18 protein-coding genes are annotated in these 26,374 nt (G+C 71.7%); 8 read left to right on the top strand and 10 right to left on the bottom strand.

Annotation, left to right across the window (positions count from 1 at the left end; translation table 11 throughout):
• The first annotated feature begins 60 nt into the window (after window positions 1–60).
• Window positions 61–966 carry a hypothetical protein gene (locus ACIOD1_RS18730; protein WP_401903408.1) on the top strand — a complete coding sequence of 302 codons (906 nt, stop codon included), beginning with the start codon at window positions 61–63 and terminating at the stop codon, window positions 964–966.
• A 44-nt stretch (window positions 967–1,010) separates the two neighbouring features.
• Here ACIOD1_RS18730 and ACIOD1_RS18735 read toward each other — a convergent pair whose 3' ends face one another.
• The 3 genes from ACIOD1_RS18735 to ACIOD1_RS18745 all read right to left on the bottom strand — a co-directional run bounded on the left by ACIOD1_RS18735 (window position 1,011) and on the right by ACIOD1_RS18745 (window position 4,518).
• Complete coding sequence (locus ACIOD1_RS18735) at window positions 1,011–1,832, bottom strand: hypothetical protein (protein ID WP_365621914.1); 822 nt, start codon at window positions 1,830–1,832, stop codon at window positions 1,011–1,013.
• Between the two features lie 148 nt (window positions 1,833–1,980).
• Window positions 1,981–3,153: a metallophosphoesterase gene (locus ACIOD1_RS18740; RefSeq protein WP_365622306.1), complete on the bottom strand. Its 1,173-nt coding sequence runs from the start codon at window positions 3,151–3,153 to the stop codon at window positions 1,981–1,983.
• A 249-nt stretch (window positions 3,154–3,402) separates the two neighbouring features.
• A complete protein-coding gene (locus ACIOD1_RS18745; protein WP_365621917.1) occupies window positions 3,403–4,518 on the bottom strand; it encodes a LacI family DNA-binding transcriptional regulator in 1,116 nt (371 codons plus the stop codon).
• A gap of 362 nt (window positions 4,519–4,880) precedes the next feature.
• Between ACIOD1_RS18745 and hisC the strand changes: the two genes are divergently transcribed.
• Window positions 4,881–5,963, top strand: coding sequence for a histidinol-phosphate transaminase (hisC, locus tag ACIOD1_RS18750; RefSeq protein ID WP_365621920.1), 1,083 nt, complete (start codon window positions 4,881–4,883; stop codon window positions 5,961–5,963).
• A gap of 76 nt (window positions 5,964–6,039) precedes the next feature.
• On the opposite strand, the gene ACIOD1_RS18755 is transcribed toward hisC, so the two are convergent.
• Window positions 6,040–6,408, bottom strand: a complete 369-nt coding sequence (locus ACIOD1_RS18755; protein WP_365621923.1) for a cyclophilin-like fold protein — start codon at window positions 6,406–6,408, stop codon at window positions 6,040–6,042.
• A 192-nt stretch (window positions 6,409–6,600) separates the two neighbouring features.
• On the opposite strand from ACIOD1_RS18755, the gene ACIOD1_RS18760 reads away from it, so the two are divergent.
• The 4 genes from ACIOD1_RS18760 (at window position 6,601) to ACIOD1_RS18775 (ending at window position 14,535) form a co-directional block, all read left to right on the top strand.
• Window positions 6,601–8,106 carry a cytochrome ubiquinol oxidase subunit I gene (locus ACIOD1_RS18760; RefSeq protein WP_365621926.1) on the top strand — a complete coding sequence of 502 codons (1,506 nt, stop codon included), beginning with the start codon at window positions 6,601–6,603 and terminating at the stop codon, window positions 8,104–8,106.
• Between the two features lie 18 nt (window positions 8,107–8,124).
• Entirely contained in the window at window positions 8,125–9,126 is a 1,002-nt protein-coding gene (cydB, locus tag ACIOD1_RS18765) for a cytochrome d ubiquinol oxidase subunit II (RefSeq protein ID WP_401903413.1), read from the top strand.
• A 90-nt stretch (window positions 9,127–9,216) separates the two neighbouring features.
• A complete protein-coding gene (gene cydD / locus ACIOD1_RS18770) occupies window positions 9,217–12,774 on the top strand; it encodes a thiol reductant ABC exporter subunit CydD (protein ID WP_365621932.1) in 3,558 nt (1,185 codons plus the stop codon).
• 24 nt (window positions 12,775–12,798) lie between these two features.
• A complete protein-coding gene (locus tag ACIOD1_RS18775; protein ID WP_401903415.1) occupies window positions 12,799–14,535 on the top strand; it encodes a GAF domain-containing sensor histidine kinase in 1,737 nt (578 codons plus the stop codon).
• Between the two features lie 52 nt (window positions 14,536–14,587).
• Here ACIOD1_RS18775 and ACIOD1_RS18780 read toward each other — a convergent pair whose 3' ends face one another.
• On the bottom strand, window positions 14,588–15,478 hold the full coding sequence (locus ACIOD1_RS18780; protein ID WP_365621939.1) for a Cof-type HAD-IIB family hydrolase: 891 nt from the start codon (window positions 15,476–15,478) through the stop codon (window positions 14,588–14,590).
• A 225-nt stretch (window positions 15,479–15,703) separates the two neighbouring features.
• On the opposite strand from ACIOD1_RS18780, the gene ACIOD1_RS18785 reads away from it, so the two are divergent.
• Window positions 15,704–16,606, top strand: coding sequence for an LLM class flavin-dependent oxidoreductase (locus tag ACIOD1_RS18785; protein ID WP_365621942.1), 903 nt, complete (start codon window positions 15,704–15,706; stop codon window positions 16,604–16,606).
• Between the two features lie 83 nt (window positions 16,607–16,689).
• Here ACIOD1_RS18785 and ACIOD1_RS18790 read toward each other — a convergent pair whose 3' ends face one another.
• The 3 genes from ACIOD1_RS18790 to ACIOD1_RS18800 all read right to left on the bottom strand — a co-directional run bounded on the left by ACIOD1_RS18790 (window position 16,690) and on the right by ACIOD1_RS18800 (window position 22,327).
• A complete protein-coding gene (locus ACIOD1_RS18790; protein WP_401903418.1) occupies window positions 16,690–19,773 on the bottom strand; it encodes a tetratricopeptide repeat protein in 3,084 nt (1,027 codons plus the stop codon).
• Complete coding sequence (locus ACIOD1_RS18795) at window positions 19,770–21,659, bottom strand: HSP90 family protein (protein WP_401903421.1); 1,890 nt, start codon at window positions 21,657–21,659, stop codon at window positions 19,770–19,772. Before ACIOD1_RS18795 ends, ACIOD1_RS18790 begins: the two co-directional genes overlap by 4 nt.
• Before the next feature lie 128 nt (window positions 21,660–21,787).
• The gene (locus ACIOD1_RS18800) at window positions 21,788–22,327 is read right to left on the bottom strand and encodes an RNA 2'-phosphotransferase (protein ID WP_365621951.1); all 540 of its coding nucleotides are present in this window, start codon (window positions 22,325–22,327) and stop codon (window positions 21,788–21,790) included.
• A gap of 143 nt (window positions 22,328–22,470) precedes the next feature.
• On the opposite strand from ACIOD1_RS18800, the gene ACIOD1_RS18805 reads away from it, so the two are divergent.
• The gene (locus ACIOD1_RS18805) at window positions 22,471–23,322 is read left to right on the top strand and encodes an aquaporin (protein WP_365621954.1); all 852 of its coding nucleotides are present in this window, start codon (window positions 22,471–22,473) and stop codon (window positions 23,320–23,322) included.
• Window positions 23,323–23,426: 104 nt separating this feature from the next.
• On the opposite strand, the gene ACIOD1_RS18810 is transcribed toward ACIOD1_RS18805, so the two are convergent.
• Window positions 23,427–24,347, bottom strand: a complete 921-nt coding sequence (locus ACIOD1_RS18810; protein ID WP_365621956.1) for a MerR family transcriptional regulator — start codon at window positions 24,345–24,347, stop codon at window positions 23,427–23,429.
• Between the two features lie 246 nt (window positions 24,348–24,593).
• Window positions 24,594–26,369, bottom strand: a complete 1,776-nt coding sequence (locus tag ACIOD1_RS18815) for an SDR family oxidoreductase (RefSeq protein ID WP_365622309.1) — start codon at window positions 26,367–26,369, stop codon at window positions 24,594–24,596.
• Window positions 26,370–26,374 lie beyond the last annotated feature (5 nt).

The raw sequence follows: 26,374 nt of genomic DNA on the forward strand, positions 1-26,374 counted from the left end.
CCGGTCCTGAATCCGAATTCCGGTGTCATGTTCGATTCCCGTGGGTGTGAGGAGTAGTGGATGAGCGCTGAGGAAAAGTCCCCGACGTTCCTGGGGCCGTTGCCCCGCAGGGCCGCTTGGCTGACCGGCGGCACCTTCGTCTCCGTGGCCTTGGTCTTGGCGGGCATCGCGGCGCCGACCGCGTCGGCGCTTCCGGCGGGCACGGCGTCCCCGGTGGTGCGGGCCGGCGGTGGCGGTGGGGGCGAAGACGGGGGCGACTGCGAGGACGGGAGGCCGCAGAAAGCGCATCCGCACGACGACGACTGCAAGGTGGGGCCGACCGGCCCGACCGGCCCGCGAGGTCCCCGCGGACACAAGGGCCACAAGGGTGCGACGGGCGCCACCGGCCCGACCGGCCCGACCGGCCCGACCGGCCCGACCGGCCCGACCGGCCCGACGGGCCCGACCGGGCCCACAGGTGCGACGGGCGCCACCGGTGCGACCGGCCCGACCGGCCCGACCGGCCCGACCGGCCCGACGGGCCCGACGGGGCCCACGGGCGCCACGGGGGCCACGGGTGCGACGGGGGCCACGGGTGCCACCGGTGCGACGGGCGCCACCGGTGCCACGGGTCCCTGCGTGGACATCGACAGCCTCAACCCGAACAACACGGAGTCGTTCAGCGCCGCACTCGTCGGCGGGCTCGCCTACGCGGGGCGGGCCTCCACCCCCGGGGGAACGCCGGTCTGGCAGGACCTGACGAACGCCGACAACCCCGGATTCCCGTTCGGAACGGCCTGTGGCATCTCGATCCAGAACCAGGGCAACGACACCTGGATCAAGGTCCTGACCACTGACAGCAAGGTGTACCAGACCCACGGGGACACCAACGGCATGAACTTCGTGTGGGACGAGGCATGGACCCTGCTCGCCCCGGGCCCCACGCCCGGTCTGCTGCGCGACAAGAAGGCCGACACGGCACGCTAGGCCCGGTCGTCACAGCAGTCCTCGGACGTCCCGGGACACGGCCGTCAGTTCGAGTCGTGTTCCGGGCCGCCGAAGTCAGGGCTCGTGAAGTCCGGTGGTGAGTAGCCGGGCCGTGCCCCCTGGGAGGTCCCCGGACTGGTGAAGTCGGGTGCGGTGTAGCCCAGGTTGGGGATCCGCCCCGGCGGCCGCCGTCGGACCGGCGAGCCCGGAGTCGTGCTCGGGTCGGCCAGGGCGTCGCGCAGGAACGGGATGATGCCCCGCTCCACCAGGGCGTTGCGCCACGCCTCCCGGGCCCGCGAGAGTTCGTCGGGTACCGACACGGCCTCCTCGGCGCCCACCTCGGTCGAGCTGTTGCGCAGGGCCGTCACCAGCAGTCCGATCACCGCGAACAGCAGCGCTGCGACGGTGAGGGCGCCGAAGAGCCAGCCCGCCGTCAGCATGGTGCGGGCGAAGGCGGGTTCGGGGTCGAGCGCCTTGAGGCTGTAGCCCACCAGCAGGAAGATCAGCATGGCGGTGCCCGCCAGGACGGGTGCGAGGACCCCGACCACGGCGCTCACGCCGGCGCCGCCGTCTCCTTGCCCACCGGCGCCGTCCTCGCCCGAGGACCCCGCGCCGCCCATGCCCGCCAGGGCCACGTCACGCAGATCTGCCCGGAGCTTCACGTAGTGGTCGTACTCGGCGGCGGCCGCGGCGGTCAGCAGCGCGATGGCACCCATGGCCATCGTGCGCAGTTGTTCGGCGTTCAGTCGTTCGCCCAGGGTGGCGAGCTCGGGCCGTTCTCCGGCCGCGCGCAGTGCCTCGTCGAGGAGCCGATCGAATTCCGGTCGGTCTTCGATGAGCAGGTGCGGAGCGCTGGTCATGTGCATCCCCCGATGCTCCGTACGAGCCGGTTCGCCCGTGCGGAACCGGGCACCGGCACAAACGGAGGAGAGCCTGCTACGGATAGAGCGATGGTAGAGCGCCCCGGCCACGGCGTGACAGGGGCTTTCGGGAAATACCCCGCTGGGGGAAGGCTCAGTCGTTCAGAGGCAGTTGCACGACCAGCAACTTGCCGGCCATGGTGACCCCGCCGTCCATGGCGATGGCCAGACCGTCCGCGTACACGTGCGGGCCGTCCACGGCCTCGGGCCCGTGGGCGGCGTCGCCGTCCTCGCCGCCGACTTCGCCGAGCAGGTAGGGGATGGGGCTGTGCCCGTGGACGACGCGGCCGCCCCCGTAGGTGTCCAGGAGTTCCCGTACGGCCTGCGGCCCCGTGCCCTCGTCCCGGAAGGCGAACCGCTTGGTGAACTTGCGGAACAGGTCCCACGTGATGTCGGCGTCGTTGCGGTTCAGCAGTTCGTGGATGGTGTCGTTGACGTCCTCGATGGAGCCGCCGTAGTCGAGGTACGCGGTGGTGTCGGAGTGCAGCAGCAGGTGCCCGTCCTCCAGGGTGGTCGCGTCCAGCCGCGACATCCACTGCAGGTGTACGTCTTCCAGGCGGTCCATGTCCGTGCGCTGGCCGCCGTTGAGCAACCAGGCGGCCTGGAAGGTGGCGGTGCCGGCTCCCGAGTGGATGGGGGTGTCGCCGAAGCGCTTGGCGCCGATGAGCAGCAGTTCGTGATTGCCCATCAGGGCCTTGCAGTAGCCGCCGGACGCGGCCGCCTCGGCGGACAGCCGCATCACGAGGTCGATGACGCCGATGCCGTCGGGGCCGCGGTCGGTGAAGTCACCGAGGAACCAGAGCCGGGCGTTGCCCGCGGACCAGTGGCACTCGTCGTCGATGAGGTCCTGCGCCCGCAGTTCGGTGATGAGTTCGTCCAGGTAGCCGTGGACGTCCCCGACGACGTAGAGCGGGCCGGGGCCGCCGGCCACCGTCTCCTGGGGGACGTACTGGACCTGGACGGTGTCACCGGGACCGCCGACCGGTGCGCCGCGCCCGATGATCGGGAGGTCGCGCTGGGTCGGGGTGTAGTCGGGATCCTCTTCCGGTTCCCCGCCGGGCAGTTCCGCGTACCCGGGCACGGGGGCCGGGGGCGCGCTCTGCTCGTAGTACTCGGGGTACTCCCCGTACACGGGGGCCGCGCCGGGCGGCGCGGCCGTTACGGCGTACGGCGCGGGTTCGAGGACCGGCACGCGGAAGTCCCGCAGCGTGTCCGTCCGCACCGCGGGTCCCTGACCGGCCCCCTGAGTCATCGACCCCTCCACCACCGTCGCGCTGCCGTACACCTGCGGACCTTCCTGACCTCCGGGGCGGAGGGTCCGTGATGTCGTGCGCCCATCATAGGAATGCGGCTCGCGCTCTGTGACGCACCAGGGGTGGTGAATCCTGGCCGGAGCCGTTCCTTTCTGCTGGTTTCTCCCGAAATGGGTGTTGCCGAAATCCTTGGCGGGGCTATCGGCATCCCCTCGGCGGGGCCGCGAGTGCTGTCGGGGGCCCCGCCAAGGGCCGTGGTGGCCTCAGTCCTTGGCCGGTGAACGGGGCGGGCTGACCGTGGTGCGGGGGGTCCTGCGCTGTGAGGAGGTACGGATGATCAGCTCGGTCGGGACGACCTGTTCGAGGGGTCGTCCCGTGTCCACTCCCTCGATGGCGTCGATGAGCAGTTGCACGACGGCGGTGCCGATGCGGCGCGGTTTGAGGGAGAGGGTGGTGATGGGCGGTTCGGTGTTCGCGTAGACGGTGGATTCGCTGCAGCACACGAGCAGCAGGTCCTCGGGAACGCGCAGCCCGTAGCGCCGGGCGGCGGCGAGCAGATCGGTGCCGTTGGGGTCGAAGAGCCCGTAGACGGCGTCGGGCCGGTCGGGTCGGGCGAGCAGTCGGTCGGCGGCGACGGCGCCCGCGCACGGGTCGTGTGCGGGGTAGGACTCGTAGACGGGGTCTTGGCCGACGCGCTCGCACCAACTGAGGTAGGCGGTGGTGGAGAGGCGCGTGTAGGTGTCGGTGGTGGTGCCGGTCAGCAGCCCGATGCGACGGGCGCCGGCGGCGGCGAGGTGGTCGAGCAGGTTGAGTACGGCCGCCTCGTGGTCGTTGTCGACCCAGGCGGTGACGGGGAGGGTTCCTGCGGGTCGGCCGTCGGAGACCACGGGAAGTCCCTGACGGACCAGCTCGGTGACCACGGGGTCGTGGTCGGAGGGGTCGATGACGACGGTGCCGTCGAGGGCCACGTTGGACCAGACGTCGTGTCGTGAGGTGGCGGGGAGGATGACGAGGGCGTACCCGCGAGCGAGCGCGGCGGAGGTGGCGGCCCGTGCCATCTCCGCGAAGTACGCGAATTCGGTGAAGGTGAAAGGTTCATCCCCGTACGTGGTCACGGTCAGGCCGATGAGGCCCGACTTGCCGGTACGGAGGGTGCGGGCGGCGGCCGACGGGCGGTAGCCCAGTCGGTCCGCGACCTCGCGAACGTGGCGGCGTGTGGCGTCCGGCAGCCGTCCCTTGCCATTGAGCGCGTCGGAGACGGTCGTGATGGAGACGCCGGCCGCGGCGGCGACATCCCTGATGCCGGCCCGGACCTGTCGGCCGCCGGCCCGCCGGGTGGTCTCGGTCCGGCTCACCTGATGCTTCCCTGCTGCTGTCATGGCGAGCCGATAGTAGGGCTCGGTGGGGAGGCTGGTCCGGGTGCATATGCACCCGTTGACAGGCACGATTCTGCACGGTTCGCCACCCCAAATGACCTTGGAAATGAAGGTATTTGGGTGCCGTGGGTAAGAGTGGGGCTTGTCGACGGGTACGAGCATGCCAAAACGGCGCGCTCGGGGACCCACCTCAACTCACCTGCACGAGGGACGCGCGCCACGGCGCAGGCCACCGGCGCGCGCATATATGCGCGCGCTCCCCCCGTGATCCTGGCGCCCGCCATTCTCCGATCGGCCGAATCCTCATAAGGTGAGCAGCATTGAGTCGACGGGGTCGTCGACAGGATGGTCGAGGAGGACCTGCGGTGAGCGAGAAGAGCCCGAAGCTGCGCGCCGAGCTGGACGGCATTCCCACCTACAAGCCCGGCAAGCCGGCTGCCGAGGGTGGGCCCGTGGCGTTCAAGCTGTCCTCGAACGAGAACCCCTACCCGCCGCTGCGGGGGGTGCTGGAGACCGCCGTCGCGGCCGCGGGCCGGTTCAACCGCTACCCGGACATGGCGTGCACGGAGCTGGTGAACGAGCTGGCCGAGCGCTTCGGGGTGCCGGTCGAGCACGTCGCCACGGGCACAGGCTCGGTGGGTGTGGCCCAGTCGCTGATCCAGTCGACGGCCGGTCCGGGCGACGAGGTCATCTACGCCTGGCGCTCCTTCGAGGCGTACCCGATCATCACGCAGATCTCGGGCGCGACGTCGGTCCAGGTCCCGCTGACCGACGGGGACGTGCACGACCTGGACGCGATGGCCGCCGCCATCACGGACCGGACCCGTCTGATTTTCGTCTGCAACCCCAATAACCCGACCGGTACGGCGGTGCGCCGGGCCGAGCTGGAGCGCTTCCTCGACCGAGTGCCCTCGGACATCCTGGTGGTGCTGGACGAGGCGTACCGCGAGTTCGTCCGCGACACCGACGTGCCGGACGGGATCGAGCTCTACCGCAACCGTCCGAACGTCGCCGTGCTGCGCACCTTCTCCAAGGCGTACGGGCTGGCCGGCCTGCGGGTGGGCTTCGCCGTCGCGCACGAGCCGGTGGCCGCCGCGCTGCGCAAGACGGCCGTGCCCTTCGGCGTCAGCCAGCTCGCCCAGGACGCGGCCGTCGCCTCGCTGAGGGCCGAGGACGAGCTGATGGGCCGGGTCGGATCGCTGGTGGGCGAGCGTACGAGGGTCTACGACACCCTGATCGCGCAGGGCTGGACCGTGGTCCCGCCGACGCAGGCCAACTTCGTGTGGATGCGGCTGGGGGAGCGGACCACCGAGTTCGCTCAGGCCTGCGAGAAGGCCGGTGTGGTGGTCCGGCCCTTCGCGGGCGAGGGCCTGCGGGTCACGATCGGTGAGACCGAGGCGAACGACCTCTTCCTGCACACGGCGGAGGCCTTCTTCAAGGAGCTGTAGGGGGTCGGGCTTCAGGGAGCCGCAGGGGTCCGGCTTCCGGGAGTTGTGGAGGTCGGGCTTCCGGGAGCGGTGGGAGTCAGGCCGATTCCACGCGGATGGGGTCGCCGTCGCGGACGGTGGCCAGCAGGCGGGGGTCGCCGTCGAAGGAGCCGAGCACGTTGCACGGGCTCGCCAGGCGGCTCTCGCCTCCGCGCGAGATGGGCGTGGGGCCGTAGGGCAGAGCGAGGGCGTCGCCCTCGGTCCAGAACGCGACCGTGCCCGGGTCGACCACCTGCCGGGCGTCCTCCTCCAGCGCGACGCGGACGCCGGTGTCGAAGTAGACCTCTTCGCCCCAGGTGTTCGCGGACGCCGAGATCGGGAGGGCCTCCAGGAGGGCCTTGGCGGTCGGAGTGTCTTCGAGCGTGGCGACGAGCTGGCCGGCAGGCCAGGAGATTCGAATCTTCATGAGCCGCATTCAACAATCTGTTGAATGTATTGGCTAGGGGGGACCCCGCTCGAACGCTCTCGAAGTCGGTACGCCATAATGCTTGTGAATGTGAACGCGTTCACAAGCGTGTCCCGCTTCCTCCTGAAACGAGTGGGACACAACCGGCAAATCGCCGCTGTGTGACCATGGCGACCAGAAGGAGACGAGGACGTGGACCTAGCTTTGGCGCCGGAGACATTGGCGCGCTGGCAGTTCGGCATCACCACCGTCTACCACTTCTTGTTCGTGCCGCTGACGATCTCGCTCGCCGCGCTGGTGGCGATCTTGCAGACCGCCTGGGTCCGTTCCGAGAAGGAGAAGTACCTCAAGGCCACCAAGTTCTGGGGCAAGCTCTTCCTGATCAATATCGCGATGGGCGTGGTCACCGGCATCGTCCAGGAGTTCCAGTTCGGCATGAACTGGTCCGACTACTCGCGATTCGTCGGCGACATCTTCGGGGCCCCGCTGGCATTCGAAGCCCTGATCGCCTTCTTCTTCGAATCGACCTTCATCGGCCTGTGGATCTTCGGCTGGGACAAGCTCCCCAAGAAGATCCACCTGGCCTGCATATGGATGGTCTCGATCGGCACGGTCCTGTCCGCCTACTTCATCCTGGCGGCGAACTCCTGGATGCAGCACCCGGTCGGGTACCGCATCAACGAAGAGCGCGGCCGGGCGGAGCTCACCGACTTCTGGCTCGTCCTCACCCAGGACACCGCGCTCACCCAGTTCTTCCACACCATCACGGCCGCCTTCCTGGTCGGCGGCGCGTTCATGGTGGGCGTCGCGGCCTTCCACCTCGTCCGCAAGAAGCACATCCCCGTGATGCGCACCTCGCTGAGGCTCGGACTCGTCGTCATGATCATCGCCGGGCTCGGCACCGCCATCAGCGGTGACTTCCTCGGCAAGGTGATGTTCAAGCAGCAGCCCATGAAGATGGCCGCCGCCGAGGCACTCTGGGACGGCGAGGCGCCCGCGCCGTTCTCCGTCTTCGCCTACGGAGACGTGGACAAGGGCCACAACAAGGTGGCCGTCGAGATCCCCGGCGTGCTGTCCTTCCTGGCGAACAACGACTTCACCTCCTTCGTCCCGGGCATCAACGACGTCAACAAGGCCGAGCAGGAGAAGTTCGGTCCCGGCGACTACCGCCCGAACATTCCCGTCGCCTACTGGGGCTTCCGCTGGATGATCGGCTTCGGCATGGCCTCCCTGGGGGTGGGCATGCTCGGCCTCTGGCTGACCCGCAAGCGCTTCCTGCTGCCGTCGGCCCTCAGGACCGGCGAGGACGAGGTCCCGCACCTGGTCCTCTTCAAGAAGGCCCTGAGCCCCCGCTTCTCGCACCTCTACTGGATCGTCGCCCTCTGGACCATGGGCTTCCCGCTGATCGCCAACTCCTGGGGCTGGATCTTCACCGAGATGGGCCGCCAGCCCTGGGTGGTCTACGGGGTCCTGCGCACCAGGGACGCGGTCTCGCCGGGCGTCTCCCAGGGCGAGGTGCTCACCTCAATGATCGGCTTCACGCTGCTCTACGCCGTGCTTGCCGTGATCGAGGTCCGGCTTCTGGTGAAGTACGTGAAGGCCGGGCCGCCCGAACTCACCGAGGACGATCTCAATCCGCCGACGAGGATCGGCGGGGACGACAAGACCTCCGACCGGCCGATGGCCTTCTCGTACTGAGGCTGAGGAGACCACATCATGCAACTCCACGACGTCTGGTTCGTACTCATCGCGGTCCTGTGGACCGGCTACTTCTTCCTGGAGGGCTTCGACTTCGGAGTCGGCGTCCTCACCAAGCTGCTCGCGCGTGACCGCCGCGAGAAGCGGGTCTTGATCAACACGATCGGACCCGTCTGGGACGGCAACGAGGTCTGGCTGCTCACGGCGGGCGGCGCGACCTTCGCCGCCTTCCCGGAGTGGTACGCCACCCTCTTCTCCGGGTTCTACCTCCCGCTGCTCCTCATCCTGATCTGCCTCATCATCCGCGGCGTCGCCTTCGAGTACCGGCACAAGCGGCCCGAGGACAAGTGGCAGAGCAACTGGGAACACGCGATCTTCTGGACCTCGCTCATTCCGGCCTTCCTGTGGGGCGTGGCCTTCGCCAACATCGTCCGCGGCGTCAAGATCGATCAGGACATGGAGTACGTCGGCAACTTCCTCGACCTGCTCAACGTCTACTCGATCCTGGGCGGCCTGGTCACGCTCACCCTGTTCACCTTCCACGGAGCGGTCTTCACCTCGCTCAAGACGGTCGGCGACATCCGGGACCGCTCGCGCAAGCTGGCGACCCGGCTGGGCGTGGTCACGGCGGTGCTGGCCCTGACCTTCCTGATCTGGACCCAGCTCTCGCGCGGTGACGGCTGGAGCCTGATCGCGATGATCGTCGCCGTGGTGGCGTTGGTCGCGGCCCTCGGGTTCAACGTCGCGGGTCGCGAGGGCTGGTCGTTCGCGTTCTCCGGGGTCACCATCGCGGCGGCCGTCGCGATGCTCTTCCTGAGCCTGTTTCCGAACGTCATGCCGTCCTCGCTGAACGATGCCTGGAGCCTCACGGTCACCAACGCCTCGTCCACCCCGTACACCCTCAAGATCATGACCTGGTGCGCCGCGGTGGCCACTCCGCTCGTCATGCTCTACCAGGGGTGGACCTACTGGGTGTTCCGCAAGCGGATCGGTACGCAGCACATCGCCGACGCCCACTAGGGCGCGCGCCCGCGCCGGCTTCGCGTCCCGTACGCGGCCGGCGCGGGCACCCGGAACCTCCTGCCAGACCCTGCCGAGGGGATGTTTCACGTGAAACCGATCGACCCGCGCCTGCTGCGGTACGCCCGTTCCACCCGCCTCTTCCTGGGAGCGGTGGTGGCCCTCGGACTGGTCGGGGCGGGGCTGGTCGTCGGGCAGGCGATGCTCATCGCCGAGATCGTGGTCGGGGCCTTCGAGGAGGGGCAGGGCGCAGGAGCGCTCCGGACACCGCTCCTGCTGCTCGCCGCGGTGGCGCTGGGGCGCGGACTCGTCGCCTGGCTCACCGAACTGGCCGCGCACCGGGCCAGTGCGGCCGTGAAGTCGGAGCTGCGGGGGCGGTTGCTGGACCGGGCCGCGGACCTGGGCCCGGGGTGGCTCGGCGGACAGCGCACGGGCTCGCTGGTGTCCTTGGCCACCCGTGGCGTGGACGCGCTCGACGACTACTTCTCCCGCTACCTTCCCCAACTGGGGCTCGCGGTCGTCGTTCCGGTGGCGGTGCTCGCCCGGATCGTCACCGAGGACTGGGTGTCGGCGGCCATCATCGTGGTCACCCTCCCCCTGATCCCGCTCTTCATGATCCTCATCGGCATGGCCACCCAGTCCCGCATGGACCGCCAGTGGCGGATGCTGTCCCGGCTGTCGGGGCACTTCCTGGACGTCGTGGAGGGCCTGCCGACCCTGAAGGTGTTCGGCCGGGCCAAGGCACAGGCCGAGTCGATCCGGAAGATCACCGACGACTACCGCCAGGCCACGATGCGTACGCTGCGCATCGCCTTCCTGTCCTCGTTCGCACTGGAGCTGCTCGCCACCCTCTCGGTGGCGCTGGTCGCGGTGACCATCGGCATGCGGCTCGTGCACGGGGAGCTGGACCTCTACACCGGACTGGTCATCCTGATCCTCGCCCCGGAGGCCTACCTCCCGTTGCGGCAGGTCGGGGCGCAGTACCACGCGGCCGCCGAGGGGCTGGCCGCCGCGGAGGAGATCTTCGAAGTCCTGGAGACACCGGCTCCGGCGGCGGGCGGCGCCGGCGCTTTCCCGACCGGCGAACTGCGGATCGAACTCGACGGGGTCGAGGTCCGCCACGAGGGCCGGAGCGCGAGCTCGCCCGGTCCGGTGTCCCTCACCGTCGGGGCCGGGGAGTGCGTGGCGCTCACCGGGCCGAGCGGGGCGGGGAAGTCCACGCTGCTCGGCGTCCTGCTGGGGTTCGTGACCCCGACGGCCGGCCGGGTCTTGGTCGCGGGCACCGATCTGTCCGCACTCTCCCTGGAGCAATGGCGGGAGCGGATCGCCTGGGTGCCGCAGCGACCGCACCTGTTCGCCGGGACCATCGCCGAGAACGTCCGACTGGCCCGGCCCGAGGCCGACGACGCGGCGGTGGAGAGCGCGCTGCGCGACGCCGGGGCCTGGGAGTTCGTGTCGGCCCTGCCGCTCGGCGCCCGCACCGCGCTCGGCGAGGGCGGGGTCGGCCTGTCGGCGGGCCAGCGCCAGCGGCTGGCCCTGGCCCGGGCGTTCCTCGCGGACCGGCCGGTGCTGCTGCTCGACGAGCCCACGGCCGCTCTGGACGGAGAGACCGAAGCGGCCGTCGTGGACGCCGTACGACGGCTCGCGGCCGGCCGGACCGTCCTGCTCGTGGTGCACCGGCCGGCGCTGCTGGCGGTCGCCGACCGGGTGGTGGCCGTGGGTGAGGGGACTCCGGTCCCCTCCGTGTCCGCGCCCCCGGAGCCAGGGGCAGCGGTCGTGGCCCCGCGCGGAGCGGCGGCCGTGGCCGATCCCGGTGAGTGGATCCTCGGGACGACACCCGAGCGGGACGCCGTCGGCGGGGGCGCGGACGCGGGCGCCGGGGATCCGCTGCGCCGGGTGCGGTCCGTCGCGGCGGCCTGGCGGGGCCGCTTCCGGCTCGGGCTGCTGCTCGGGGCGCTCGCGGTGGGGTGCGGGGTGGGCCTGATGGCCGTGTCCGGCTGGCTGATCTCGCGGGCCTCCGAACAACCGCCCGTGATGTACCTGATGGTGGCCGTCACCGCGACGCGTGCCTTCGGCATCGGGCGGGCGGTGTTCCGCTACGCCGAACGTCTCGTGTCGCACGACGCCGTGCTGCGGATGCTCGCCGACCTGCGGGTCGCGGTGTACGGGCGGCTGGAGCGGATCGCGCCCGCCGGACTGCGCGAGCACCGGCGCGGTGACCTGCTGTCCCGGCTCGTGGCCGACGCGGACGCGCTCCAGGACTACTGGCTGCGCTGGCTGCTGCCGGTCGGTACCGCCGTGCTCGTCGGTAGCGGATCGGTGGCGTTCACCGCCTGGCTGCTGCCCGAGGCCGGGGTGATCCTCGGGGTGGGTCTGCTGCTCGCCGGGGTCGGGGTGCCGCTGGTCAGCGGGGCCTCCTCACGGCGTGCGGAGCGGCGGCTCGCGCCGGCGCGCGGGGAGCTGGCCACCCGGGTGGCGGATCTGCTGACCGGTACCGCCGAGCTGACCGTCGCGGGGGCCCTGGCCGACCGCAAGGGCCGGGCCCGCGCGAGCGACGGCGTACTGACCCGGATCGCCTCGCGCGGGGCCGCCGCCACCGGGCTGGGCAGCGGACTGTCCGCCCTGGTCTGCGGGCTCACGGTGGTGCTGGCCGCGTTCGCCGGTGCGGGGGCGGTGGCCGCCGGACGGCTGTCCGGGGTGGCCATGGCGGTGGTCGTGCTGACCCCGCTCGCCGCTTTCGAGGCCGTCAGCGGGCTTCCGCTCGCCGTTCAGTACCGCCAGCGGGTGCGCCGTAGCGCGGAACGGGTCTACGAGGTCATCGACGCCCCGGCGCCCGTCTCCGAGCCGGCCGAGCCCCGGTCCATGCCGGGCTCGGCGTTCCCGCTGAGGCTCACGGGCCTCGCCGCTCGCCACCCGGGGCAGGAGCGGGACGCCCTGCACGCCGTGGACCTGACCTTGGAGCCGGGCCGGCGCATCGCGGTGGTCGGGCCCTCGGGCTCGGGCAAGACGACCCTGGCCCAGGTGCTGCTGAGGTTCCTCGACCCGACCGCCGGCGATTACACCCTGGGCGGGGCCGACGCCCGCACCCTGGACGGCGACGCGGTCCGCCGCGTCGTGGGGCTGTGTGCCCAGGACGCCCACGTCTTCGACAGCTCGGTACGGGAGAACCTGAGGCTGGCCCTCCCCGGAGCGGGCGACGCGGAACTGCGCCGGGCGCTGGACGGGGCCCGCCTCCTGGAGTGGGCCGACGGCCTGCCGGACGGGCTGGACACCCTGGTCGGCGAACACGGGGCAAGGATCTCGGGGGGTCAGCGCCAGCGGCTCGCCCTGGCCCGGGCCCTGCTCGCGGACTTCCCGGTCCTGGTCCTGGACGAGCCGGCCGAGCACCTGGACCTGGCGACCGCGGACGCCCTGACCGCGGACCTGCTGGCCGCGACCGAGGGACGAACCACCGTACTGATCACCCACCGGCTCGCCGGACTGGAAGCGGTGGACGAGGTCGTCGTCCTGGACCGGGGCGCGGTGGTCCAACGCGGGGCCTACGCGGACCTGGCGGCCGTCGACGGGCCGCTGCGGAAGCTGCTGGAGAGGGAGCGGGAGACCGACAGGGTGGTGGCCGGTCTTCGACAGGCTGACTTTCCCTCCTAAAGCGGACTAACTAGGCTCAAGGGCATGTCAGTGCAGGAGTCTCAGGAATCGCCGGAACCCACAGGGGTATCACCGGACCCGTTGGAGGCCGCCACCCAGGCCACCCGGAGTCTGCAGGGGCTCTCCACCGAGCTGACCGCTCGGGTGCCGCAACTGCTGGAGGCGATGCGCTCGGTCGGTACCGGACTCGAACTGCACTCCACGCTCGACCGCATCTGCGAGACCGCCGCCGAGCTGGCCGACGCCCGCTACGCGGCGATCGGGGTCGTCGACACCGAGGGGCGGGGGCTCTCGGACTTCGTCACCTTCGGCGTCAGCGACGAAACGGCACGCAGGATCGGTCACCGCCCGGACGGCAAGCAGGGCCTGCTCGGGGCCCTCATCTCCCACCCCGACACCGTGCATCTCGCCGACCTGACCGAGGACCCCCGCACTTCGGGTTTCCCGGCCCACCACCCGCCGATGAAGACCTTCCTCGGAGTCCCGATCCGGGTCCAGGGAGAGATCTTCGGCAACCTCTACCTCGCCGAGAAGAACGGCGGCGTCGAGTTCAACGATTACGACGTCCACATGGTCCGGGTGCTGGCGACGGAGGCGGGCATCGCCATCGGCAACGCCCGCCTGTACGAGGCCGCCACCCAGCGGGAGCGCTGGATCGACGGGTCGGTGGCCGTCACCACGGCCCTGCTCTCGGGCGGGGACGCGGACGACGCACTCGCCGTGGTGGCCGAGCAGGCCCGTCGGCTGGCCGACTCCGCCGCCGGGATCGTGATGTTGCCGGCCGAGGACGGCGGGATGGAGATCGTCGCCGTCTCCGCCGAGAATCCGGCCACCTCGCTGGGCGTGGTCATCCCCGCCGAGAGCCCGGTGGTGGCCCGGCTGCTGGAGGGGGAGCCGGTCTTCGTCGAGGACGCGGCGGGCGACCCCCGCATGATCAGCAGGCTGACCAGTCAGTACGGGCCCTGCATGATGCTCCCGCTGCACAGCGGGGGCCGGGTGCTGGGAGCGCTGGTCACCCCCCGTGCCCGGGGCAAGAGGCAGTTCACCGAGGCGGAGCGGACCCTTGCCACGCAGTTCGCCTCCCAGGCCGCCCTCGCGCTGATGATGGCCGAGGCCCAGCGGGACCGGGAGCGGCTCGCGGTCTTCGAGGACCGCGACCGCATCGCTCGCGACCTGCACGACCTGGTCATCCAGCGGCTGTTCGCCACGGGGATGATGCTGGAGGGCGCGCAGCGCAGGTCCGTCGTTCCGGAGGTCAGGGACGGGGTGGGCAAGGCCGTCGACGAGTTGGACGTGACGATCCAGGAGATCCGCACGGCGATCTTCGCCCTCCAGCAGGGTCCGGCGGAGGCTCCGTCGGGGCTGCGGACCCGGGTGTTGAGGGAGATCAACATGGCGGCCGTGCCCCTGGGCTTCAAGCCCGCCCACCGCTTCCTCGGCCCGATCGACGCCGTCGTGGGCGAGCTGGTCGGCAAGAACCTGATCGCCGCCCTGCGCGAGGCCCTGTCGAACGCGTTCCGGCACGCCGAGGCCTCCCGGATCGAGGTGGTGCTCGACTCCACCATCAGCCTGGCCGACGGGCGGTCCGGGGTGAGGCTGGAGGTTGCCGACGACGGGGTGGGCATCCCCGAGGGCGGCAGGCGCAGTGGCCTGCGGAACCTGCGGCGCCGGGCGGAGTCGCTGGGCGGGTCTAGTTCGTACGGTCCCGGGATCGGCGAGGACGGCGGCGGCACCACCCTCGTGTGGGAGGCCCCGCTCTAGGCGGTCTCTTGCTGATCTTGCCGGACCCGGAGCCGGGGTCGGGCGGCAGGATCTAGGGTCGGTCGGCGCGTTCGGCGAGGATGCGCTCGATGACGAGGGCGACCCCGTCTTCGTTGTTGGCGACCGTACGGCCGGACGCGGCCGCGACCACATCCGGGTGGGCGTTGCCCATCGCGTACGAGGTACCGGCCCAGCGGAGCATCTCCACGTCGTTCGGCATGTCCCCGAACGCCACCACCTCGGCCGCGGAGATCCCGCGCTCGGCGCAGCACAAGGCCAGCGTGCTGGCCTTGGACACACCGAGTCCGCTGACCTCCAGCAAGGCGGTCGGGCTGGAGCGGGTGATCGATGCGTAGGCGCCGGCGGCCGAGCGGGCGAGGGCGAGGAAGTCGTCGGGTGACAGCTCGGCGTGGTGGGCGAGCAGCTTGAGCACCGGCGGAGCGGCACCGTCGACCGGGTCCTCGCGCAGGAGCTTCTCGGCGGTGGCCACGGTGGCGCCCGGGTCCTGGAAGAACGGCGGGTAGGCCGGTTCGTAGTTGATGCCGGTGGTCATCTCGACGGCGAAGGAGGTCCCGGGGGCGGCCGCACGCAGGGTCTCCACGACCTGGAGGGCCGTGGCCCGGGCAAGATCGCGGACCTGGACGAATTCCCGACCGGCGTGGAGATCGACCACGGCGGCCCCGTTGGCGCAGATGGCCAGTCCGTGGCCGTGGACGTGATCGCTGACCACGTCCATCCAGCGCGCGGGACGGCCGGTGACGAAGAAGACCTCGATCCCGGCCTCTTCCGCGGCGGCGAGTGCGGCGACCGTGCGGGGCGAGACGGTTTTGTCGTCGTGCAGCAGGGTGCCGTCGAGATCGGTGGCGATGAGCCGGGGTGCGGGGGTTGGCCCGCCAGGTCGCTGAGGAGCAGAAGCCGAGGTCACGGCTCCATCTTCGCCCATGGCTTCCGCACGGCCGACCGGGCGGCAGGCCGATGTTTCACGTGAAACAGTGCCCGGCCGGCGTGTTTCACGTGAAACATCGGTCCAAGGGGCTGCGGCCGGGCGGGGTGCGGGCAGTGTGCGGGCCGGACACGGGTGCCACGCGGCGCCCGAGGGTGGTGCCCCGGAGCGACTCCGCGGTGCGGGATACGTGGTCGCTGCAAGGGTCGCCGTAGGCTCGAACGCATGAGTCTGCGTCTGAGCACTGTGATCCTGCCGGTCCGTCCGTGGCACGAAGGCGGCCGCGATCAGTGGGAACGGGCCGACCGGCTCGGATTCCACACCGCCTACACCTACGACCACCTGACCTGGCGAACCTTCCGCGACGGCCCCTGGTACGCGGCGGTCCCCACCCTCACCGCCGCCGCCTCCGTCACCGAGCGGGTCCGGCTGGGCACCCTGGTCACCTCGCCGAACTTCCGGCACCCGGTGACCCTGGCCAAGGAGCTCATGTCCCTGGACGACATCTCCGGCGGGCGGATCACCCTCGGTATCGGCGCGGGGGGCAACGGCTTCGACGCGGTCGCCCTCGGACAGGAGCAGTGGACCCCGCGTGAGCGGGCCGACCGCTTCGCCGAGTTCGTCCCGCTGCTGGACCGGCTGCTGACCGAAAGCGCCGTCACCCACCACGGCACCTTCTACTCCGCCGTGGAGGCCCGCAACGTCCCCGGCTGCGTGCAGCGCCCTCGGCTGCCCTTCGCGGTGGCGGCGACCGGCCCGCGCGGTGTGAAGCTCGCGGCGCGCCACGGCCAGGCCTGGGTGACCGCCGGTGACCCCAAGGTCTTCGAGGGCACGCCCGAGCAGTCCCTGGAGGCCCTGCGCGGGCAGATGGGCAAGCTGGAGAAGGCGCTCGTGGAGATCGGGCGGGATTCCGGCACCATCGAGAAGGTGCTGCTGACCGGCTTCACCCCGGAGCGCGCCACGATGCTGGAGTCGGTGGACGCGTTCGTCGATTTCGCGGGCCGCCACCAGGAACTGGGCTTCACCGAGCTGGTCGTCCACGCCCCGATCCCCGACTCGGACTTCGCGGCCGACGAGGCGGTCTTCGAACGGATCGCCACCGAGGCCCTGGCCCAGCTGAACGGCTGAACCAGCTGAACGGCAGGTTTTCCGGGCCCCCGCCCGCTCCCGGCCCTGACCCCCGCGCCTCGGCGGGGGTCGGGGCCGCGGCGTCAGGAGGCCTCGGACAGCAGGCGTTCCACGATCCGCTCGGCGTTGGACAGCAGCCACTCGGGGGCGGCGCCCTCGGGCAGTGCCCGGACCTCCTCGATCAGGGCGGAGATCCGGGCGGCGCCGGCCCTCGGGCGACCCAGTTCCTGATCGGTCCAGGCCGCGTTGTTCAGGCACTGGAAGCGGTCCCGGAGGTATTCCGGTCCCAGCTCGGCGTAGACGCCGGCGGCCCGCTCCAGGAGGAGGATCTCCTCCAGTCGGAGGGCTTCGACCACGGCCGCTCCCAGGGCGTTCCCCGCGTGCCCGGCGCCGCCTTCCGTGTCCTCTCCGTCCGTGACCCGCTGGTCGAGGAGCTGGGCCAGCTGCTGCCAGGTCCGTGCCAGTTCGGCGCGCGGCTCGGGATCCTTCGGATCGGTTTCCAGAGCGGGTGCCAGGGCCCCGGCCGCCTCGTCCATCCTTGTCCGGGCCGCCGCCACGGTGTCGTCCGAGTACTCCTCGCGGACACCCAGCCAGGCCAACGCGCGCAGGATGCGGACCTCGGCGATCACGTCCCCACCCGTCGACCGGCGCAGTTCCAGGGCGCGCTCGTACGCGGCGACCGCCTCCCGGACCAGTCCCGCCGTCGAGAGGCAGTCGGCGGCGGCCTGGGCGAAGTTCGCCTGCGGCCCCGGGTCCTCCCAGTCCTTCGTCAGTTCCGCGGCCAGTAGGAACTGCTCGGCCGCCTCCCGCGACTCCCCGAGTTCGCCGAGGAGGTTGCCCAGGAACTCCCTCGCCGCGACGGCCTGGCCCTCGCCGTGCTCCAGCAGGTCCGGCAGGGCGGAGCGCAGGACTTCGGCCGCGTCGGCGGTCCGATCGGCGCGGGCGTAGGCCCGGGCCAGCAACAGCCGGGCCTGCGCCCCGCCGTCGCCCGACAGACCGGCCTGGTCGAACCAGTGCGTCGCGGCGAGGGCCTGCTCGGCGGCTTCCTCCTCCGCGTCCCGGCGGCGCAGCAGGATGTCCGCGAGGGTGAGGCGTACGACGCCCTGCTCTTCGGCGTCGGTGAGGTCGGAGCTGTGCGCGAGCGCCGCCCGTGCGGCTTCCTCGGCCTCTTCGGGCCGGCCCAGCTGTGCGAGCACCCCGGCCCGCAGGACGAGGGCGTCCACCGCCTGCCAAGGGAATCCGGCCGTGACCGACCGCTCGGCGGAAGCGGCCAGCAGCGGCAGGGCCCGTTCGGTGTCGCCCCGGGAGAGGGCGATCCGGCCCAGCATCTCCTCGGCCTCGGCGGCGACGTCGGGCATGCCGTCGCGGTAGGAGTCGAGGAACGCGGCCAGCTCGGCCGTCAGTTCCTCTTGGCCGTGGGCCTGGCCCTGGGCCTGACCGGGTCCGTGGTGGTCATGGCCGTGCTCGTGCCCGTGGGGGTCGTGGTCGTGTTCGCGGGCGGCCTCGACGGAGCGCAGGTGCGACTCCAGCCGGATCGCGGAGAGTTCGGCGAGGGCGATCCGGCGGCTCCGCCGGGGGTGGGCCGGGTTCAGGGCCTCGGCGGCCCGGAGTCCCACCGCCAGCAACGCGCGGACCCGGTCGGGCTCGGCCCCGTCCTGCGCGGCCACGCTCGCCAGCCGCAGCTCCGCCAGCGCCGCGCGCTCCGCCTGCCCGAGCGCGCGGAAGGAATCCCGGACGGCCGTCATCAGTTCGGCCGCTCCCGGTGCGCCGGCCCGCGCCGCGGTCAGGGCACGGTGCTCGGCCACCTCGGCGGAGACCAAGGGGTCGGCGGAGGCCCCGCGCGCGGTGATCCGTACGCCCACCTCGTCCCACAGGGCGCCGGCGGCGGGGTGACCCCGGTCGCGCGCGGTCCGGGCCCGTTCCACGAGGGCCGCGAAGGCCGCGAGGGCGGTGGCGGGCCCGGCGGAGGGTTCGGCGGAGGCGTTGGCCCCGGACGGCACCGGTGCGGACGGCGTCGGGACCGGCGCCGTCAGGACCGGTGCGGTCTTCGGCAGCGCGGCGCTGCGTACGCCCAGGGGCAGTACGCCGACCAGGGGTTCCCGCTCGATCCGCTCGACCAACTCGTCCGAGACCCGGCTGTCGCCGTTGCGCACGTCGAAGCGCCGCGCGATCGCCAGGGCCTCGGTGCGCAGGATCCCGTACAGCTCGTCGACGCTCCGCGCGGTGCCCGCGTAGGGCACGGAGAGGTCGTCGCCGTGCCCGAGGAGACGCAGCCGACCCAGCAGGACCAGGACCCCGCCGAAGAACTCCATCTGCGCGTCGACGTCCGCGAGGGGGCCGAGGAGGGCGCTGTGCTCGGAGAGGATCTCCAGCCCGCGCGCCTCGTTTCCGGTCAGGGCGCAGAACTCGACGTGCCGGCCGATGGCGCGCAGCAGGCTCTCGTTGCCGCGCGCGAGCCGGTATCCGCGCAGGTGGTTGTCTCGGGCTTCGGTGGTGCGGCCCAGGCGCAGCAGGGGCATCAGGGAGTGGGCGAGGGCCCGGTGCGGCTCCTCCATGCAGGTCTGGTCTCCGGAGAGGACCGGCTGCCAGATCTCCACGGCCTTGGCGTCCTCGCCCCGCTCCGCCCAGTGCCAGCCCTGGCTGTTGGTCTCGCAGGCGTGGCAGTCGCTCATCGAGTCGCGGTCCGCCGACCGCCAGCGGTTGACGGCCCGTTCGGCGCGTTCGTGGTCGCCGGTGGCGTGGGCCAGGTAGAACTCGGCCTGCCGAACGGCGCGTTCGCTGTAGCCGGCGATCCGGTAGCGGCGCTCCATGTCGTCCAGCCAGTGGGAGACCGTTTCGAGGGGGATCTCGGGGGATTCGACGATGCGTCCGGACACCCACTTGAACCGCCAGAAAAGGTGGTGAGCCTCGTTGGAGCTGAAGGCGCCCGGGTCGCGGTCGTAGTCCTGGAGCAGGCGGGCGAAGGGCACCAGCATGCGGGTGCGTTCGGCGCTGTACTCGTAGGCGTCGATCTGGTTGATCAGAGCCTGGCGGAAGAGGGAGGGGTCTGCGCTCACCTCCGCGGCGGCGGTCAGCGCCTCGGCCTGCGCGTTGCGCACGGGGCCGCTGGGAAGCCGACCGTTGTCGTGGATGGCCGCGCGGATCTCGTCGGTGGTCATGGCGCTCACTGGTCGCCCTCCCGGGCCTCGACGGAGTGGGTCGCCCATTCCAGGAGCCCGAGGAAGGCCCGGTTGAGCAGGGTGGAGTCGGCCGGTCGCAGCGGTCGTTGGGACATCAACAGTGCCTGTCCGTAGAGGGATTCGACGGCGGTGCCGGTCAGGGTGGGGTCGGGCAGGCTCGCGATGCGTCGGATCAGCGGGTTGTTGTGGTTCAGGACCAGTCGGGCACGCGGCCCGGATCCGCGCAGGGAGCCGAGGATGCCGCTCCACAGGGAGTCGGCGCTCTCCAGGGCCGTGGTGCGGTCGCGTTCCTGGCGGGCCTGGCGGTCGTCGAGGTAGAGCGCGGGCACGGACACGGGCTGGAAGGCGCGAAGGATCACGTCGCAGCTCTGGGGCTCCAGGCGGGTGCGCGCGGTGGCGAGGAAGGCGGCGAGGGAGAGTTCCACATGGGTGGGGACCGCGTCGAGCCGTTCGGTGACGGATCCGGCGTCGAGTTCGGTGACCTTCAGTTCCGGGCGTACGGAGGGAAGCAGCGCCAGCAGGTCCGCGTCGTAGGTGTAGCCGGCGTTGATGACGCCCAGGCCGTGGGCGGCCGCGATCGGGGCTATCTGGCGGAACTCCTCGACGGTGCGGGTGAAGTGGATGTCGGTGTGGGCGGCCGCGAACTCCTCCAGGCTCATCGAGCCGTCGCTCGTCTCGAACGGCAGCCACGGCAGCATCAGCCCGAGGAGGTCCGCGTCGTGGCGGGCCAGGGACTTCACCCCGAGGTGGTGGACGCTCAGGAAGGCGGCGAGGCGCTCCGGGTCGCTCGCGGCGAGTTCGGCCAGCCAGGCCCGGATCCGGGCGCCGAGGGCTTCGCGTACGGCGGCGAGGGTCTCGTCGTCGTAGAGGTTCTCTCGGGAGGCCGTGGGTCGCAGGGTGTCGGTGTCGAGGACGGCACGGACGAAGAACGCCCAGTCGGGCAGTAGGTTGTCGGCCCGGTCGGTGAGCAGCATGCCCTTGAGGTGGACGCGGTGTCCGGCGCGGTGGGCGGGGCTGGTGGCCTCGGGCAGGACGTACGCGACGCCGCGGATCCCGGCGACCGGCAGGTCGAGGTCGATGCTGTCGAGCGGGGTGAAGCCGAAGAGCCCGGCGCAGTGGCCGGCGAGGGCGACGCGGCGGGCGGCGGGGGTGGGGTGGGGGCGCTCCCAGACGGCGGGGCGGTCGGTGACGGGGCGCGGCTCGCCGCCCCGACCGTCGTCGAAGGTGACCTCGTAGGGCAGCAGGGCCCCGTAGTCGCGGGCCAGGCGCTCGACGGTGGCGGGCTCGGTCCACTCCTCGGTACCGGGCCGGGCCTCCAGGTGGACGGTGGTGCCGGGCTCCGGGCGCGCCTCGTGCGGGAGTTCGCGGACGGTGTAGGAGCCGTCGTCGGTGGCGAGCCACTCCACCGGGGCGGCCAGGGGGTCGCGGGCGGACCGGGTGACCACCCGGATCTGGCGGGCGACGACGAAGCAGGCGAGCAGGCCGATGCCGAACTGTCCGAGGAACTCCTGGCGGGTGTTCTCCAGACCTTGGAGCCGGTCGTGGTCGCGGTCGCCGTCCACGGCGGGGCCGCGCTTGGAGCTGCGGCCGATGGTGGCGAGGAGGGAGTGGGCCTCGGCGGCGGTGAGGCCGATGCCGGAGTCCTCGATGGTGACCCGGCCGGCCGAGGCGGCGAGGCGGATGCGGACCTGGGAGCCGGGCTCGTGCGCGTGCCGGGCGGTGATGGCGTCGACGGCGTTCTGGAGCAGCTCGCGCACGTAGACGCGGGGGCTGGAGTAGAGGTGGTGGGAGAGCAGGTCGACCAGGCCGCGCAGGTCCACCTGGAAGTTGTTGGTCTCGAAATCGCCGTTGTGGGGCGGGGAGAGGGAAGTCATGAGGCGTCACCTCGCGTGTTCGCAGGAGCTGTCGGCGATCGCGAGGTTCCCCCCTCACTGATCCCGGAATGAGGAACAGAGTAGGTGGATGATCCGACGATCCTCCTGTGAATTCCGCCGTGTTCTCGCTAGGGGAGGCGAAGGAATTCCGGAGGTACCCGGTCCGCCAGCCATACGCCGTTGGCGCTGATCCTGAACACGTGTCCGGCCGCCCGCATCGCGCCGGCGTCCACGGCGAGCACCACCGGCCGGCCCCGGCGCGCGCCCACGCGGGTGGCGGTCTCGCGGTCGGGCGAGAGGTGGACGTGGTGGCGGGCCATCGGGCGCAGTCCCTCGGCGCGGATGGCGTCGAGGGCCGCGGCGACGGTGCCGTGGTAGAGGTACGCGGGCGGCTCGGCCTCCGGCAGTCCCAGGTCCACGGTGACGGTGTGGCCCTGGTTGGCCCGGATCCGGGTGTCGTCGACGGCGAAGCGCCGCTTGTCGTTGGTCGTGACCACGTGGTCCAGCTCGGTCCGGCTGAAGGCGAATCCGTGGGCCGCGGCGGCGTTCAGGAGATCGTCGATCTCCACCCAGCCGTTCGGGTCGAGCACCAGTCCGATCCGTTCCGGCTGATGGCGCAGGTGTTTCGAGACGTACTTGGACACCTTCACGGTGCGTCTTTCTTCCATGGCCCCAGCTTGACGCGTCGGGCGGGGCTCCGGCGGGGATTTTTGGGCCCGCTCGGGGGCCCGTACGCCCACGGACACCCTCTATCGCGTTTCCAAGATACGGAATACATTTTCCGCTGTATTGCTGTCTGGAGGGAGAAATCATGAAAAATAGTGCTTCACTGCTCCGGCGTGCGTCTGCCGAGCTCATCGGCACCGCGGGCCTGCTCGTGGTGGTGGTGGGCTCCGGAATCCAGGCGGCCGCCCTCAGTCGCGACACCGGTGTCGCCCTCGTCGCCAACTCGCTCGCCTCCGCCATCGGGCTCGGGCTGATCATCACGCTGCTCGGACCGCTGTCCGGGGCGCACCTCAACCCGGTCGTCACCCTCACCGCCTGGTGGTCCCGACGCACGGGCGGCGACGGGCTCGGCGGACGGGAGACCCTCGCCTACGCCGCCGCCCAGGTCGTCGGGGCGATCGGCGGCGCCCTCCTCGCCGAGGCCATGTTCGGCCGGATTCCGGGGACGCTCTCCACCCGGGTCCGCGACGGCGGGCACCTCCTGATCGGCGAGGTCGTCGCCACCGCCGGCCTGGTCCTGGTCATCCAGGGGCTCGGCCGCATCGGCCGGTCGAAGCTGATACCGGGCGCCGTCGCCGCGTACATCGCCGCCGCGATCTGGTTCACCTCCTCCGGCTCCTTCGCCAACCCGGCGGGCACCATCGGACGCGCCTTCAGCGACTCCTTCACCGGTATCGCCCCGCAGTCGCTGCCCGGCTTCGTCGCGGCGCAGTTGCTCGGTGGAGTGCTCGGGCTCGCCCTGGCCGCCCTCCTCTACGGCCGCGAACGACACGTCCCGGACGTCGAGCCCCTGTCGCTGCCCCTCCCGTCGCCCCTCCCGTCGCCCGTCCCGTTGGCAGCACAGAACGGACAGACCGGTGCAACCGGTCGGGCCGGGGAGCCGGGGCCGGTGGCCGATATGCCTCAGCCCGAAACGGATTTCGAGACCGCGGTGTGAGTTGTCCACCGGGTTCCCCACAGGAATAACGGAGTTGTCCACAGCTGTTTCGGCGGGTTTCGCCGACATGCGTGTGATTCGCCCTGTGGACTACTGATCGAGCATTACCGGCCGCCGTCGCCCCAACGGGCCAGGTCGTTCATCGTCCGGGCCTGGAGCTCCCGTTCCGTCGCGGCCCGGACGAACGCGGCGACGTGGTCCGGCCCCACCAGCTCCTGCACCGCCCGTACCGTCTCGGCGGGCAGCGCCACCGGAGCGGGCCCCGCGGGCTGCGCTGTACCCGGAGCCCCCAGGTGCTGCTGGAGGTGCCGGGTCGCGAACAGCCGCATCGCCCGGGCCAGCTCCGCGTCCACCGTCTGCTGTGCAAGGGGCCGCAGCCGGCGGACCATCGTCGCTGCCTCGGCCGCGTCCGCGTCCGTCGGGGGAACGTGCCCGAGGTAGCGGGCGAAGACGTGCTCGGTGGTGAACTCCAGGAAGCGCGAGGCGATGTGCTCCACCTGTCCGCGCAGCTCGCGCAGGTGCCCGGTGATCGCCACCAGGGGCACGCCCGCCGCGTACAGCTCGGCCGCCACCGCCAGTTCCTGCGGGGACGGCACCAGGAACTCGTCCGGACGCCCCGGAATCCGCTCCAGGACGCCCAGTTCGCAGGCCTCGCCGACCGCGTCGTCGTCGGGTCGGCCACCGAAGCGCTCGTTGAGGTCGGCCCGACTGATCCGGGCCGCCTCCTCGTCGGTCCACGGTCCGTGCACCTCGGCGACCAGACCCAGTACGCCGCCCAGCCCGCGCCCCGCGTCCCAGGCCTCCAGCAACTCCTTGATGGAGGCCAGGGTGTAGCCGCGGTCCAGCAGGTCGGCGATCTGGCGCAGCCGGGCCAGGTGGGTGTCGCGGTACACGTTGGACCGGCCCCGGCGCTCCGGCTTCGGGAGCAGACCCCGGTCCTGGTACGCCCGGATGGTGCGTACCGTCGCTCCGCTGTGGTGGGCCAGATCCTCGATCCGATACTCGGCCACCGCCTGATTGGTCAATCCGGGCTCCCTACGACATGGCGGCTCGGCCGACCGCGCCCGCCGCGGTCCGGGCGGCGAGAGGCGCCGCCGGGTACTCGCGCGCCGTGCGCGGCGAGCCCTCCTGCGAGGGATGGTACGACCGCCGCGAAGAGCGGGGTATGGCCGTGCCGCGCTCTTCCCCGGTCGACGGCGTTCCCTCGGCCGCGCTCCGGCCGTGCCCGCGCGGCGAATGCCGCGCGCGGCCGGTCTCCGCGCCCGCCCGACTCACAGCCTGGGCTCCAGCTTCGCGAACCTCCGCAGCGTCTTCGGGGCGAAGCGGGACATCCACAGCGCGCCCTTGGACTCGGGGGTCACGGGCACCACGGCCTCGTTGCGCACCACGGCCCGCAGGATGGCCTCCGCCACCTTCTCCGGCGGGAAGTTGCGCAGTCCGTACAGGCGCGAGGAGCGTTCCTGGCGGCGCTTCTCCTCGGCCTCGTCCACTCCCGCGAACCTGGAGGTGGCCGTGATGTTGGTGTTGACGATGCCGGGGCAGATCGCCGAGACCCCGATCGATCGGGAGGCCAGCTCCGCGCGCAGGCACTCGCTCAGCATCAACACCGCGGCCTTCGAGGTGCTGTACGCGGGCAGGGTCTTGGAGGGCAGGTACGCGGCGGCCGAGGCGGTGTTGACGATGTGGCCGCCCTGCCCGCGGTCGGCCATCTGCCTGCCGAAGATCCGGCAGCCGTGGATGACGCCCCACAGGTTCACGTCGAGGACCTTCTTCCAGTCCTCCGAGGTGGTCTCCAGGAAGGGGCCCGAGAGTCCGATCCCGGCGTTGTTCACCAGCACGTCGACGATTCCGTACTCGGCGGCGACCTTCGCCGCGAGCTTCTCCATCGCCTGTTCGTCGCTGACGTCCACGCACTCGCCCCAGGCCTGCGGGGCGCCCACCAACCGGGCCATCTCCGCGGTGCGGGCCGCCCCCTCGGCGTCCCGGTCCACGGCCACCACGCGGGCCCCGGCCTCGGCGAAGGCGAACGCGGTCGCCCGCCCGATGCCGCTGGCGGCGCCGGTGACCAGCACCAGCTGCCCGCCGAACCGCTCGGCGTACCGGCCCGGGGCCTTCCGCTCCGGAGCCCGCCCGACGGGCTCTTCCCGGGCCGTGACGAACTCGTCGATCCACGCGGCCAACTGGTCCGGCCGGGTCCGCACCACCCAGTGCTTCGCCGGCAGGGTCCGCCGGAGCAGGTCGGGGGCCCACCGGTCGAGGTCGTCGTAGAGCCGCTCGGAGAGGAAGGCGTCCCCGGTCGGGATCACCAGCTGCACCGGTACGTGCGCGTACGCGTCGGCGCGCGGCCGACGCAGGCGCGCCCGCACGTTGTCCCGGTAGAGCCAGGCCCCGTGCGCCGCGTCCGACGGCAGCGAGTCCGTGGGGTACGAGCCGGCGGGGATCCTCTCCAGGCGCTGGAGGATCCTGGGCCACTGCTTGCCGAGCGGCCCGCGCCAGGCCAGCTCCGGCAGCACCGGCGTGTGCAGCATGCCCACGTACCAGGACTTCGCGCCCTGGCCGAGCAGTTGGGCCGCCGCGCGCGGGGTGGGCCGCTTCATGCGCCGGTTGATCCAGTGCCCGAAGTGGTCCAGGGACGGGCCCGAGATGGAGGTGAAGGAGGCGATCCGGCCCTCGGTCCGGGCGACCGTCGCGAACTCCCAGCCCTGCACGGAGCCCCAGTCGTGCCCGACCAGGTGCACCGGCCGGTCCGGGCTGACCGCGTCCGCCACGGCCAGGAAGTCGTCGGTCAGCTTCTCCAGGGTGAAGCCGCCCCGCAGCGGCACCGGGGCGGAGGAGCGTCCGTGCCCGCGTACGTCGTACAGCACCACGTGGAAGCGGGTGGCGAGCCGCTCGGCGACCTCCGACCACACCTCCTTGCTGTCCGGGTAGCCGTGCACCAGGACCACGGTGGGCCGGTCGGCCTCGCCGAGTTCGACGACGCACAGCTCGATCCCGCCGGTGCTCACCCGGCGCTCGCGCCCACCGGTCGGCGCAGTCGTCCCGCTCATGCCGC

This window comes from Streptomyces sp. NPDC088097 (assembly GCF_044741845.1).
Classification (GTDB): domain Bacteria; phylum Actinomycetota; class Actinomycetes; order Streptomycetales; family Streptomycetaceae; genus Streptomyces.